Origin of the sequence: Serratia sp. CY81684, assembly GCF_052166595.1 — a bacterium.
GTDB lineage: Bacteria > Pseudomonadota > Gammaproteobacteria > Enterobacterales > Enterobacteriaceae > Serratia > Serratia nematodiphila.
Window position 1 is genome coordinate 373,399 of record NZ_JBJNOO010000001.1, and the last position, 13,184, is coordinate 386,582.

The window sequence follows — 13,184 nt, forward strand, 5'->3', positions numbered from 1 at the left end:
GGAGCCTCGCTCCCTCATCCTCCGTCCTGTTCCGCCAGCCCGGCGCCGATCAGCGCCTCATCCAGCTGCGCCAGCGCGCCGTGCGCCACGGTGCGCCCGCTATCGAGCAGACAAAAGCGATCCGCCACCCGGCGCACGAACGGCAGCTGATGCTCTACCAGCAAAATGGTCATGCCTAATTCATAGTTGAGCCTGCGGATCACGTTGCCGATGTCGGCGGCGATCGAAGGCGGCACGCCCGCCGTCGGTTCGTCGAGGATCAGCAGCGCCGGTTCCTGCGCCAACGCACGGCCGATGGCCAGCTGGCGCTGGGCGCCTGCGCACAGATCGCCGGCGCGGCGGGTACGCATCTGGCGCAAATTGGGAAACAGGCTGTAGATCAGCGGCGGAATGCGGCGAGGGGCGCCGCGCACGGCCATCTGCGCCACCTGCAGATTCTCTTCCACGCTCAGCTGCGAGAAGAGTTGCCGCCCTTGCGGGACGTGGCTGATGCCGAGTGCGGCGCGGCGCTCCATCGGTTGCAGCAGCAGGTTTTGCGGCGGCTGATCTGCCGGCTGCCAGGTCATGCTGCCGCTCACTACCGGCAAATGCCCCATGATGCAGTTGACCAGCGTGGTCTTGCCCACGCCGTTGCGCCCGAGCAGCACGGTGCACTGGCCGCGCGGCAGCTCCAGGTTGATGTCCCACAGGGTGTGGTTTTGACCGTAGAATTGATTGACCGATCTCAGGCTCAGCATTTGGCATTCTCCTCATAGACGCTCGTTTCACTCGTTGGCGGGGGACAGCAAAGGCCGCATGCGCGGCGAATTTCCCGAGTGTGGCAATGTCTGGAACAAGATGCCGTCCGTCCGATGAGCCAGAGCAAGGTCTGCGGTGGACGGAATGACAGTCAATATGTCGTTAAAAACGACGCTTGTGACGACTTGGTGTCGTTCTTGCGCTTTTTACAGGCGATAGCACCGCGAGGGGTACAGGCTGCGGCTGGCAGCGCATCGCGCCGCCGCACCGCATTGATACGCAGGAAGATAAAGCAACTCCCAGGCCAATTTTGTCGCCGGGTGAAAACGGGAGGTTGTTATCGCCTTGTTAACCGCTAATCAGGCCTGACGCGCTCTGCCGCGGCGGCCTGAAAATACGCCGGGAAGTTAACCCGGACGTTTTTTGCACTCTTGTGGTGCTCTGCGGTGAGGGCGTGGTGCAAGGCATTGCGCCGCCGTCAAGCGCGATCCGCGAGAAAGGGGGCAATGCGATTTTGGCAATGGGGATTTTTAGTATTAATCGGCATAAACAAAGCGATATTTTTATGAAAAAATAACTAAAAAAGCCATTTTGGCGAGTGTAAAGGGCGAAAAGCTTTCTTTCTGTAACTCCCGCCCCGGGCGGGGCGGTGAGAGTTATCCACTATTCCTGTGGATAACCTTGTGCATTAGATTTAGAAAAACGCTGTAAAGCGAGAGCCGACGCGGGTTCTGTTCGCTTTGCCCGCATTCTCGTCTTTTTATTAAATATCTTATATATCAATAGATTAATTAAAATCAAGACACAGGGGTATTGATCAGGTCTCTATGTATGATTTTTCGACGCGGTGCTATCAATAAGTTAATTCGCGGCAAGTTCTGGGGATAAATCTGTTATTGACAATAAAAATGTCACCCGGCTGTAACCTCACGGTGCAACGGCATCGCCGCCGTGCCGGGCGCAGCGACGAATCCGCTTGAAGCTGGTTTTATATCCAGTATCATGGGCACTGGCGCAAATCGCCGACACTTTCCATAATTAGGGGCCATGTCCGGCGCAGAGCCGGCTGGCCGCCTGAGCGCGCGCATCTCCACAGGGTAGCCGAGCAATGAGTAAACTTTTCAAACTGCATTCCGAGTTCAAACCGGCCGGCGATCAGCCGGAAGCCATCCGCAAGCTGGAAGAGGGGCTGGAAGACGGCCTGGCGCACCAGACGCTGCTGGGGGTCACCGGTTCGGGCAAAACATTCACCATCGCCAACGTGATAGCCGATCTGAATCGGCCGACCATGGTGCTGGCGCCGAACAAGACGCTGGCGGCGCAGCTGTACGGCGAGATGAAAGCGTTTTTCCCGGAGAATGCGGTGGAATACTTCGTCTCCTACTACGACTACTACCAGCCGGAAGCCTACGTGCCCAGCTCCGACACCTTCATTGAAAAAGACGCTTCGGTGAACGAGCACATCGAGCAGATGCGTCTTTCCGCCACCAAGGCGTTGCTGGAGCGGCGCGACGTGGTGGTGGTGGCGTCGGTATCGGCGATCTACGGCCTGGGCGATCCGGATCTTTACCTGAAGATGATGCTGCACCTGACCCAGGGGATGATCATCGATCAGCGCTCCATTTTGCGCCGCCTGGCGGAGCTGCAGTATTCCCGCAACGATCAGGCTTTCCAGCGCGCCACCTTCCGCGTGCGCGGCGAGGTGATCGACATCTTCCCGGCGGAATCGGACGAGCTGGCGCTGCGCGTCGAGCTGTTCGACGAAGAAGTGGAACGGCTGTCGCTGTTCGATCCGCTGACCGGGCAGATTGAGCAGGTGGTGCCGCGTTTTACCATTTACCCGAAGTCGCACTACGTGACGCCGCGCGAGCGGATCATGCAGGCGATGGAAGAGATCAAGGTCGATCTGGCGGACCGCCGCAAGGTGCTGCTGGCCAACAACAAGCTGCTGGAAGAGCAACGCCTGACGCAGCGCACCCAGTTCGATCTGGAGATGATGAACGAGCTGGGCTACTGCTCGGGCATCGAAAACTACTCGCGCTACCTTTCCGGGCGTGCCGAGGGCGAGCCGCCGCCGACGCTGTTCGACTACCTGCCGGCGGACGGCCTGCTGGTGGTCGACGAATCCCACGTCACCATTCCGCAGATCGGCGCGATGTTCAAAGGCGACCGCGCGCGCAAGGAAACGCTGGTGGAGTACGGCTTCCGTCTGCCGTCGGCGCTGGACAACCGCCCGCTGCGCTTCGAGGAGTTCGAGGCGCTGGCGCCGCAGACCATCTATGTTTCCGCCACGCCGGGCAAATATGAGCTGGAGAAATCCGGCGGCGATCTGATCGATCAGGTGGTGAGGCCGACCGGGCTGCTGGATCCGATCGTGGAAGTGCGGCCGGTCGCTACTCAGGTGGACGATCTGCTCTCCGAGATCCGCAAGCGCGCGGCGATCAACGAGCGCGTGCTGGTGACCACCCTGACCAAACGCATGGCGGAAGACCTGACCGAATACCTGGAAGAGCATGGCGAGCGCGTGCGCTACCTGCACTCGGATATCGATACCGTGGAGCGGGTCGAAATCATCCGTGACCTGCGTCTGGGCGAGTTTGACGTGCTGGTGGGCATCAACCTGCTGCGTGAGGGCCTCGACATGCCTGAGGTGTCGCTGGTGGCGATTCTGGACGCCGACAAGGAAGGCTTCCTGCGTTCCGAGCGTTCACTGATCCAGACCATCGGCCGCGCGGCGCGTAACCTGAACGGCAAGGCGATCCTGTATGGCGATCGCATCACCGATTCGATGGCCAAGGCGATCGGTGAAACCGAGCGGCGCCGCGCCAAGCAGCAGGCCTATAACGAAGTCAACGGCATCGTGCCGCAGGGGCTGAACAAGAAGATCGGCGATATTCTGCAGATCGGTCAGCCGGTCAACCGCGCCAAGGGGAAAGGCAGGAGCAAGGCGGCGGACGGTGGCGCTCAGTTGCAGAACCTCACGCCGAAAGCGCTGGATCAGAAAATCCGCGATCTGGAGGCGCAGATGTACACCCATGCGCAGAACCTGGAGTTCGAGCAGGCGGCTGCGCTGCGCGACGAAATCCACCAGCTGCGCGAGCAGTTCATCGCGATTTCCTGACCGTTGGACGGCGCCCGCGCTGTGGGCGTCAAAATTCCTTGTCGGCCGCGTCAAAGCTGTTATGGTGTGCGGCCCGATTTGACCACGAAGAGTACCGAACATGAGCCAACACCAGTCTAAAGACCCGCTGCACGGCGTGACGCTGGAGCAACTGCTGAATAAACTGGTGGATCACTACGGTTGGTCCGAACTGGGCGCGCGCATTCGCATCAACTGTTTCCGCAGCGATCCGAGCATCAAGTCCAGTCTGAAGTTTTTGCGTCGCACGCCCTGGGCGCGCAAAGAGGTGGAAGATCTGTATATCGATATGGTCAGCCATCCCGCCCCGGCCAGCGATAACCCCTGGCTGCGCGGGCGCGACGGCTAAATTCGGTCAGCGGCGGGCAGCCAGCTCCACCAGCGCGTGATCCAGCGCCTGGCGCAGCAGCTGGCGATCGTGGCGGTAGGGGATGTCGCTCGCTTCCAGCGGCTGTTGAATCACCACCCGATCCTGCACTTCACTGGTGTCCACCGCCGGGCCGACAATCAGCGCATCGATCATCCGGCGGCCGATCTTCTCTTCCATCAGCGTCAGCTTATCCTTTAACGACAGTGCCGCGGCGGCCACGCTCAGTTCGCGGCCGAGGTTGCCGATATAGATCATGCTGGCGCTGCTGCGGCGCAGCGCCTGGGTGAGATCGTCCAGCAGCAGCAGCGGCATCAGGCTGGTGAGGAAACTGCCCGGCCCGATCAGGATCACGTCGGCTTGCGCGATGGCGTCCAGCGCTTCGCGCGTGGCGTTGACCGGGGGCGACAGCATCAGCTCCTGCGGCATAAGAGTCAGTTGGTCGACATTCACTTCACCGTAAACATGGTTGCCTTCGTGATCGTGCGCCATCAAATCCACCGGCTGCTCCGACATCGGGATCAGCGCCGCGTCCACCTTCAGCAGGCTGCGCACCAGGTTGATCGCTTCCAGCGGGCGCACGCTCAGGTGATCCAGCGCTTTCAACATCAGGTTGCCCAGGTTATGGCCGGCCAGTTCGCCGTTGCCGCTGAAGCGGTATTCGAACATCGCCGAGGCGACGCTCGGCTCGGTGATCAGCTGGTTGAGGCAGTTGCGGGTATCGCCCCAGGCAATGCCGCCTTCCGAACGGCGGATGCGGCCGGTGGAACCGCCGTTGTCGGTGGTGGTGACGATGCCGGTCAGGCGGGAGCCTAAGGACGACAGGGCCGACATCACACGGCCCAGACCGTGTCCGCCGCCCAACGCCACCACGCGGTCGAGATCGGCCAGGGTACGATTACGCATAAATTTCCTTACAAAGGGGCTGAACTGCCCGCATAAGGTAGCGGATCCGGCATAAAAACGCGATAAAGAGTGTCATTTGCGTGATTCTGGTCAATTCGTCCACGCAAGCGATGTTTATCATGGTTTACCCGAATAGACGGCGTCTAAAAACGCTGTATAGACAATTATATAGCGAATTAACGCGTTGGCTATCGTTGCCGATTAGCGCTAGAATTCTGCTGAAAACCACGGTTTCATTCCGGCTACTCAAGGTAGCGGGAAGAGAAATCAAACTCCTAGCCCCTGCGCCTACGTTGTTCATCCGGAACGATATGGCGCCTGGGCCGTGGCGAAGTCAGCCACCAGGGTGCAGAGGGGAAACGCTCGCATCTCCCGACTTTGGAAAGGTGTTATGGTACCGCAACTCATTGATGCTTATGAGCGCAAGTTCTATTACCTGCGCTTGTCGATCACCGACGTGTGTAACTTTCGTTGCACCTATTGTCTGCCCGATGGCTACAAGCCGAGCGGCAGCCCGAAAAGCTTCCTGTCGCTGGATGAAATCCGCCGCGTCAGCCGCGCGTTCGCCGAACTGGGCACCGAAAAGGTGCGCCTGACCGGCGGCGAGCCTTCGCTGCGCCGTGATTTTACCGAGATCATCGCCGCCGTGCGGGAAAACCCGGCCATCCGCACGCTGGCGGTCACCACCAACGGCTACCGTCTGGCGCGCGACGTCGCCGCCTGGCGTGACGCCGGTCTGACGGCGATCAACGTCAGCGTCGACAGCCTGGATCCCCGTCAGTTTCACGCCATCACCGGTCAGGACAAGTTCCGCCAGGTGATGGACGGCATCGACGCCGCCTTCAGCGCCGGTTTCAGCAAGGTCAAGGTCAACGCCGTGCTGATGCGCGACGTCAATCACCAGCAGCTCGGCGCCTTTCTCGCCTGGATCAAGGATCGGCCGATCCAACTGCGTTTTATCGAACTGATGGAAACCGGCGAGGGCGGCGAGCTGTTTCGCAAACACCACGTTTCCGGCGAAGTGATTCGCCGGCAGCTGGAACAGCAGGGCTGGCAGCGCCAGGCGCGCGGCCGCAGCGACGGCCCGGCGCAGGTATTCAGCCACCCGGACTACCAGGGTGAGGTGGGTCTTATCATGCCGTATGAAAAAGACTTCTGCGCCAGCTGCAACCGGCTGCGCGTTTCTTCCATCGGTAATCTGCACCTGTGCCTGTTCGGCGAGCAGGGGGTGCCCCTGCGCGATCTGCTGGCGGACGACGGCCAGCTCGATGCGCTGAAGGCGCGCATCCAGAGCGGGCTGCTGAGCAAGAAGCAGACCCATTTCCTGCATCAGGGTAACAGCGGGATCACCCAGAACCTGTCGTTTATCGGCGGCTGACAGCCAATAGGAGCCTATTGAACCATGAGCCATGCGAGCAGCGAGTTTATTCCGGCGCATATCGCCATCCTGACCGTGTCCGACAGCCGCGGCGCGGCGGAAGACACCTCCGGCCAATACCTGCAGGAAGCGGCGCGGGAAGCCGGCCATCAGGTGGTGGATCGCGCCATCGTCAAAGATGACATTTACCAGATCCGCGCGCGGGTTTCCGCGTGGATTGCCGATGACAACGTGCAGGCGGTGCTGATCATCGGCGGTACCGGTTTTACCGCGCGCGACAACACGCCGGAAGCGCTGTTGCCGCTGTTCGACAGAGAGGTGGAAGGGTTCGGCGAACTGTTCCGCATGGTGTCGTACGAAGAGATCGGCACCGCGACGATCCAGTCGCGCGCGCTGGCTGGCCTGGCCAACCGCACGGTGATTTTCGCCATGCCGGGTTCCACCCGCGCCTGCCGCACCGCCTGGGAGCGGATTATCGAAGAGCAGTTGGACGCGCGCCATCGGCCGTGCAACTTCCAGCCCCATTTAAAGAAGCCCTGAGTCATGACACAGCTAACCCACATTAACGCCGCCGGCGAAGCCCATATGGTCGACGTTTCCGCCAAGGCCGAAACGGTGCGCGAGGCGCGCGCCGAAGCCTTCGTCGAGATGCTGCCCGCCACGCTGGCGATGATCGTCGACGGCAGCCATCACAAGGGCGACGTGTTCGCCACGGCGCGCATCGCCGGCATTCAGGCGGCCAAACGCACCTGGGAACTGATCCCGCTGTGCCACCCGCTGATGTTGAGCAAAGTCGAAGTGCAGCTGGAGGCGCAGACGGAGCACAGCCGGGTGCGCATCGAAACCTGCTGCCGGCTGACCGGCAAAACCGGCGTCGAGATGGAGGCGCTGACCGCCGCCTCGGTGGCGGCATTGACCATCTATGACATGTGCAAAGCGGTACAGAAAGACATGGTGATCGGCCCGGTGCGCCTGCTGGCGAAAAGCGGCGGCAAATCCGGCGATTTTAAGGTGAACGCATGATCGATATTCTTTTCTTCGCGCAGGTGCGCGAACTGGTGGGCACCGGCACGCTGTCGATGCCGGCGGATTACCCGACCGTCGAGGCGCTGCGCCAGGCGCTGTGCGCGCGCGGCGATCGCTGGGCGCTGGCGCTGGAGTCCGGCAAGCTGTTGGCGGCGGTCAATCAGTCGCTGGTGGCGGCGGATCACCCGCTGCGCGCCGGCGATGAGGTGGCCTTCTTCCCGCCGGTCACCGGGGGGTAAGCATGGAAAACACCCGCATTCGCGTGGGCGAAGCGCCGTTCAACGTCGGCGACGAGTATCAGTGGCTGGCGCAGTGCGATGCCGACGGCGCGGTGGTGACCTTCACCGGCAAGGTGCGCAACCATAACCTTGGGGACGACGTCAGCGCGCTGACGCTGGAACACTACCCCGGCATGACCGAGAAGGCGCTGGCGGAGATCGTGGCCGAGGCGCGCAGCCGCTGGCCGCTGCAGCGCGTGACGGTGATCCACCGCGTCGGCGCGCTGTATCCCGGCGATGAGATCGTGTTCGTCGGCGTGACCGGCGCGCACCGCGGCATGGCGTTCGCCGCCAGCGAGTTCATCATGGACTACCTGAAGACCCGCGCGCCGTTCTGGAAGCGCGAAGCGACCGGCCAGGGCGATCGTTGGGTGGACGCTCGCGACAGCGATCGCGAGGCCGCGCAGCGCTGGCATGACGCGGCTAAATAACGCGTCAACAGCGGAAACAAATCAAGACCTTTGCCGCTTTCGCACGGCCTATTCTGTGGTACGCTTATAGCAGGCGAAGCCCCGTTCGCGGGGCTTCGGAATCTTGTTTACAACGCAAAAGGTAACCGTCATGGACCGATATCCACGCTCTAATGGTTCAATCGTCGAACGTGCCAACAGCGGCATTCAGGCCTACATGGCGCAGGTTTACGGCTGGATGACCTGCGGTCTGCTGCTGACGGCGTTCGTTTCCTGGTATGCGGCCAATACGCCCGCGATCCTTAACTTCATCTTCTCCAGTCAGATCACCTTCTTCGGTCTGATCATCGCCCAGTTGGCGCTGGTGTTCGTGATTTCCGGCATGGTCAACCGCCTGAGCGGCGCGGTGGCCACCTCGCTGTTCATGCTCTACTCGGCGCTGACCGGGTTGACGCTGTCGAGCATCTTCATCGCTTATACCTACAGCTCGATCGCCAGCACCTTCGTGGTCACCGCCGGCATGTTCGGCGCCATGAGCCTGTACGGCTACACCACCAAGCGCGATCTGAGCGGCTTTGGCAGCATGCTGTTCATGGCATTGATCGGCATCGTGCTGGCCTCGTTGGTGAACATCTGGCTGAAAAGCACCGCGCTGATGTGGGCGATTACCTACATTGGGGTGGTGGTGTTCGTCGGTCTGACCGCGTACGACACGCAAAAACTCAAAGCGATGGGTGAGCAGCTGAACGCCGATGATAAAGACGGCTTCCGCAAGTACGCCATCGTCGGCGCGCTGACGCTGTATCTCGACTTCATCAACCTGTTCCTGATGTTGCTGCGTATCTTCGGCAACCGCCGCTAAATCCGTCGTCTTTCAAGCCTTAGGGTATCTGGCGATCAAAAAGCTCTGCATGTGACATGCAGAGCTTTTTTTATGCGATCTTGCGGCGGAACAGCGCGTAGGCGGCGCTGCCGGTGGTGGCGGTAATCACCAGCAGCGGCCACAGGCTGCGCCAGATAATGCTGAAGCTGGCGTCCTTCAGGTAGATCTGCTTGGTGATGTCGGTGAAGTGGCGTATCGGGTTCACCCAGGTCAGATCCTGCAGCCACACCGGCATATTCTCCACCGGCGAGACATACCCCGAGAGCAGGATCGCCGGCATCATGAACACGAACACGCCGATAAACGCCTGCTGCTGAGTGGCGCACAGCGACGAGATCAGCAGGCCGAAACCGACCAGCGACAGCCCGTAGAGCAGCATGGTGGCATAGAACAGCAACAGCGATCCGGCGAACGGGATCTGGTACAGGAAGATGCCGATCAACAGCACGATGCTGGACTGGAAGCTGGCGACGATCAGCGCCGGCACCGCCTTGCCGATAAAGATCTGCCAGGTGGTGAGCGGCGAGACCAGCAGCTGTTCCAGCGTGCCCTGTTCGCGTTCGCGCGCCACCGACAGCGAGGTGACGATCAGCACGCCGATGGTGGTGATCATGGCGATCAGCGACGGCACCACAAACCATTTGTAGTCCAGATTCGGGTTATACCAGTTGCGCACCACCAGTTCGCTGTTGTTGGGTTTGGCGCGGTTGCCGAGCAGCTCGTTCTGATATTCCTGCACGATCTGCTGCACGTAGTTGGCGGCGATCTGCGCGCTGTTGGAGTTGCGCCCGTCGAGCAGCAGCTGCAGCGGCGCGGTGTGGCCGGCGGCGATATCGCGCGAGAACTGCGCCGGGAAGCGGATCAGCAGCAGCGCCCGCTGGTTGTCGATGGTGGTCTTTATCTCCTGCGGATTGCGCAGCAGCAGCACATGGGAGAAGGCTTTGGCCTTGGCGAAGCGTTGGGTCAGCTCCACCGAGGCCTGGCCGCTGTCCTCGCTGTAGACCGCGATGGTGGCGTTGGTGACTTCCAGCGTCGCGGCGAACGGGAACAGCAGCACCTGCAGGATCACCGGCATGATCAGGATGGCGCGGGTTTGCGGATCGCGCAGCAGCGCCTGCATTTCCTTGATGATAAGCGTCAACAGACGGTGAAACATCGCTCTTTCTCCTTAATCCAGCCGGCGCTGGGTTTTCCAGGCCGTCAGGCCGATGAACACCACGGCGGAAGCGATCAGGAACAGCAGATTGATCGCCAGCACGGTGCCGACGTTGCCCGCCAGGAACAGCGTTTGCAGCGTGCTGACGAAGTAACGCGCCGGAATGATGTAGGTCACCGCGCGCACGATGGCCGGCATGCTGTCGATCTGGAAAATGAAGCCGGACAGCATGATCGACGGCAGAAAGGCGGCGTTCAGCGCCACCATCGCCGCGTTGAACTGGTTGCGGGTGAGGGTGGAGATCAGCAGGCCCATGCCGAGGGTGCTGGCGAGGAACAGGCTGCTGATCAGCAGCAGGATCGGCAGCGAACCGCGATAGGGCACGCCGAGCACCCAGACCGCCACCGCCATGCACAGCGCCATGGCGATCATGCCGAGGAAGTAATAGGGGATCAGCTTGGAGAGCAGCAGCTCGCTGCGCGTCACCTGGGTGGACAGCAGAGCCTCCATGGTGCCGCGCTCCCATTCGCGGGCGATCACCAGCGAGGTGAGAATGGCGCCGATCACCGTCATGATGATGGTGATGGCGCCGGGAATGATGTAGTGCCGGCTGATGGCCGCCGGGTTGAACCAGTAGCGCATCTGCACGTCAATCAGCGGCTGGTCGCTGCTCCCCCGATCGGCGGCGCGTTGCTGCTGCCAAACTTGCCATACGCCCTGGGCATAGCCCTGCACGAAGTTGGCGGTGTTCGGCTCGCTGCCGTCGGTGATCACCTGGATAGGGGCGCTGTCGTGCGGGCGCGCCATGCGCTGGTCGAAATCCACCGGGATCACCACCAGGCCGCGGATCGTGCCGGCCTGCATCTGCTGGATCAGCTGCTGGCGGTTATCGCTGATGGTCGGTTCGATATAGGGTGAACCGGCGAAGGCGTGGGCCAGATCGCGCGCGTCTTCGCTCTGTTGCTCCATCAGAATGCCCAGATGCAGCTTGCTGGAGTCCAGGTTGATGCCGTAGCCGAAGATAAACAGCAGCATCAGCGGGATAACGAAGGCGATCAGGCCGCTGCTGGGATCGCGCAGTATCTGCCGCGTCTCCTTCAGGCACAGCGCGCGCAGCCGGCGCCAGGAGAAGCCGCCGTCGTCGAATGGGGGTCGGTTATCGCTCACCGTGTTTCCTCCTCGTCGTAGCCCTGCACCAGCTCGATAAACGCCTGCTCCATCGAAGGGCTGGGATTGTCGTCGCGCGCCACCTGTTGTTTGAGATCGTCCGGCGTGCCGGCGGCGATGATCTTGCCGCGATACACCAGGCCGATGCGGTCGCAGTATTCCGCCTCGTCCATAAAGTGGGTGGTCACCATCACCGTGACGCCCTTGTCGACCATGCCGTTGATGTGCAGCCAGAACTCGCGCCGCGTCAGCGGATCGACGCCGGAAGTCGGTTCGTCGAGGAACAGAATATCCGGTTCGTGCATCAGCGCGCAGGCCAGCGCCAGGCGCTGTTTGAAGCCGAGCGGCAGCGCGTCCGGCGTCTGATCGAGGATCGGCGCGAAGTTGAAGGCGCGCGACATTTCGTCGATTTTGTCGCGCTGCGCCTTGCCGCTCAGGCCGTAGACACCGGAGAAGAACTTCAGGTTCTGCGCCACCGTCAGGTTGCCGTACAGCGAGAATTTTTGCGCCATGTAGCCGAGGCGTTGGCGCGCCTTGCCGGAACTGGTCTTCAGATCCATCCCCAGCACCAGCGCCTTGCCGCCGGACGGCACCAGCAGGCCGCACATCATTTTGAAGGTGGTGGACTTGCCGGCGCCGTTCGGGCCGAGCAGGCCGAAGATTTCTCCGCGCCGCACCTGAAAGTCGACGTGATCGGTGGCGGCGAAGTCGCCGAATTTTTTGGTCAGCTGCACCGCTTCGATCACCGTTTCGCCGCTTTCACCGTCGACGGTCGGCATGATCTCCGCCAGCGCCGAGCGATGGTTGGGGCCGCCGCCGAGCAGATCGATAAACGCATCTTCGAAGCGCGGATCCGCCTCGTCGAGTTCGGCGTCCGGCAGATCCAGCGCCTGCAGCAGCTGCCGGTGATCTTCGCCTTCTTTCAGGATCAGGCGCAGGTACTTGCCCTGGATCACGCCGTCGGTGACCGCCGGCAGGCAGATCGCCCGCTGCAGCAACGATCGATGGCTGCCCGGCGGCGCGGCGATCAACACCGTGCGCCCGGCCATGCGCTGGGTCAGATCCTGCGGCGCGCCGCTGAACAGCAGCTCACCCTCGTTGAGCAACAGCACTTCGCGGCACTGCTCGGCCTCGTCGAGATAAGAGGTGCTCCACAGGATCAACATGCCGTCGTTGGCCAGCTCGTGCACCATGCGCCACAGCTCGCGGCGCGAGATCGGATCGACGCCGACGCCCGGCTCATCCAGCAGCAGCACCTGGGGTTCGCCGACCAGCGTGCAGGCCAGGCCGAGCTTCTGTTTCATGCCGCCGGACAGCTTGCCCGCCAGGCGCTCGGTGAAGCGCGTCAGATCGGTGAATTTCAACAGCCGTTCAAAGGTCTGGCGGCGAAGATCGCCGGTAACGCCGCGCAGATCGGCGTACAGCGTCAGGTTCTCCATCACCGTCAGATCCTCATACAGCCCGAACTTCTGCGGCATGTAGCCGAGGATCGCGTGCAGTTGACGATCCTGCGCGATCGGATCCAGCCCGGCGACCCGCAATTTGCCGCTGCTGGGCTGTAGCAGCCCGGCCAGCATGCGCAGCAGGGTGGTTTTGCCGGCGCCGTCCGGGCCGACCAGCCCGATGACCGCGCCGCTGCGCAGGGTGGTGGTCAGGCTGGCGACCGCCGGTTTCTCAAGCGACGGAAAGCGCTTTTCCAGCCCTTCCAGTTCGATGGTGTGCGCCTGTTCCATGGC

Annotated in this window: 13 protein-coding genes and 1 riboswitch; of the genes, 8 read left to right on the forward strand and 5 right to left on the reverse strand. The window is 61.8% G+C overall.

All coding sequences use genetic code 11. The features are described from left to right. Positions 1–14: 14 nt before the first annotated feature. Entirely contained in the window at positions 15–737 is a 723-nt protein-coding gene (locus ACJ8QF_RS01840) for an ATP-binding cassette domain-containing protein (RefSeq protein ID WP_131164558.1), read from the reverse strand. 1,109 nt (positions 738–1,846) lie between these two features. Between ACJ8QF_RS01840 and uvrB the strand changes: the two genes are divergently transcribed. Continuing rightward, positions 1,847–3,859, forward strand: coding sequence for an excinuclease ABC subunit UvrB (gene uvrB, locus ACJ8QF_RS01845; RefSeq protein WP_076740466.1), 2,013 nt, complete (start codon positions 1,847–1,849; stop codon positions 3,857–3,859). A gap of 100 nt (positions 3,860–3,959) precedes the next feature. Next, entirely contained in the window at positions 3,960–4,226 is a 267-nt protein-coding gene (locus ACJ8QF_RS01850; protein WP_004939783.1) for a VF530 family DNA-binding protein, read from the forward strand. 6 nt (positions 4,227–4,232) lie between these two features. Here the strand turns inward: ACJ8QF_RS01850 and ACJ8QF_RS01855 are convergent, their stop codons facing one another. Next, a complete protein-coding gene (locus ACJ8QF_RS01855; protein WP_004939781.1) occupies positions 4,233–5,150 on the reverse strand; it encodes a gluconeogenesis factor YvcK family protein in 918 nt (305 codons plus the stop codon). A gap of 260 nt (positions 5,151–5,410) precedes the next feature. Then, positions 5,411–5,555: riboswitch (molybdenum cofactor riboswitch) on the forward strand. Here ACJ8QF_RS01855 and moaA point away from each other — a divergent pair. The 6 genes from moaA to ACJ8QF_RS01885 all read left to right on the forward strand — a co-directional run bounded on the left by moaA (position 5,542) and on the right by ACJ8QF_RS01885 (position 9,104). Continuing rightward, complete coding sequence (gene moaA / locus ACJ8QF_RS01860; protein ID WP_004939778.1) at positions 5,542–6,528, forward strand: GTP 3',8-cyclase MoaA; 987 nt, start codon at positions 5,542–5,544, stop codon at positions 6,526–6,528. It overlaps the preceding riboswitch by 14 nt. A gap of 24 nt (positions 6,529–6,552) precedes the next feature. Further along, on the forward strand, positions 6,553–7,068 hold the full coding sequence (gene moaB / locus ACJ8QF_RS01865; RefSeq protein WP_442537221.1) for a molybdenum cofactor biosynthesis protein B: 516 nt from the start codon (positions 6,553–6,555) through the stop codon (positions 7,066–7,068). A gap of 3 nt (positions 7,069–7,071) precedes the next feature. Continuing rightward, entirely contained in the window at positions 7,072–7,551 is a 480-nt protein-coding gene (moaC, locus tag ACJ8QF_RS01870) for a cyclic pyranopterin monophosphate synthase MoaC (protein ID WP_004939770.1), read from the forward strand. Next, a complete protein-coding gene (moaD, locus tag ACJ8QF_RS01875; protein ID WP_049187156.1) occupies positions 7,548–7,793 on the forward strand; it encodes a molybdopterin synthase sulfur carrier subunit in 246 nt (81 codons plus the stop codon). The genes moaC and moaD overlap by 4 nt, the downstream gene beginning before the upstream one ends. A 2-nt stretch (positions 7,794–7,795) precedes the next feature. Further along, positions 7,796–8,263: a molybdopterin synthase catalytic subunit MoaE gene (gene moaE, locus ACJ8QF_RS01880; protein ID WP_033633871.1), complete on the forward strand. Its 468-nt coding sequence runs from the start codon at positions 7,796–7,798 to the stop codon at positions 8,261–8,263. Between the two features lie 130 nt (positions 8,264–8,393). Next, a complete protein-coding gene (locus ACJ8QF_RS01885) occupies positions 8,394–9,104 on the forward strand; it encodes a Bax inhibitor-1/YccA family protein (protein WP_004939761.1) in 711 nt (236 codons plus the stop codon). A 70-nt stretch (positions 9,105–9,174) separates the two neighbouring features. Here the strand turns inward: ACJ8QF_RS01885 and ACJ8QF_RS01890 are convergent, their stop codons facing one another. From ACJ8QF_RS01890 to ACJ8QF_RS01900, 3 genes are read right to left on the reverse strand one after another with little or no spacing between them, the layout of a single operon-like run. Then, a complete protein-coding gene (locus ACJ8QF_RS01890; protein ID WP_015377019.1) occupies positions 9,175–10,281 on the reverse strand; it encodes an ABC transporter permease in 1,107 nt (368 codons plus the stop codon). Positions 10,282–10,293: 12 nt separating this feature from the next. Then, on the reverse strand, positions 10,294–11,448 hold the full coding sequence (locus ACJ8QF_RS01895) for an ABC transporter permease (protein ID WP_015377020.1): 1,155 nt from the start codon (positions 11,446–11,448) through the stop codon (positions 10,294–10,296). After that, positions 11,445–13,181, reverse strand: a complete 1,737-nt coding sequence (locus tag ACJ8QF_RS01900; RefSeq protein WP_021503997.1) for an ATP-binding cassette domain-containing protein — start codon at positions 13,179–13,181, stop codon at positions 11,445–11,447. Before ACJ8QF_RS01900 ends, ACJ8QF_RS01895 begins: the two co-directional genes overlap by 4 nt. Between the last annotated feature and the right edge of the window lie 3 nt (positions 13,182–13,184).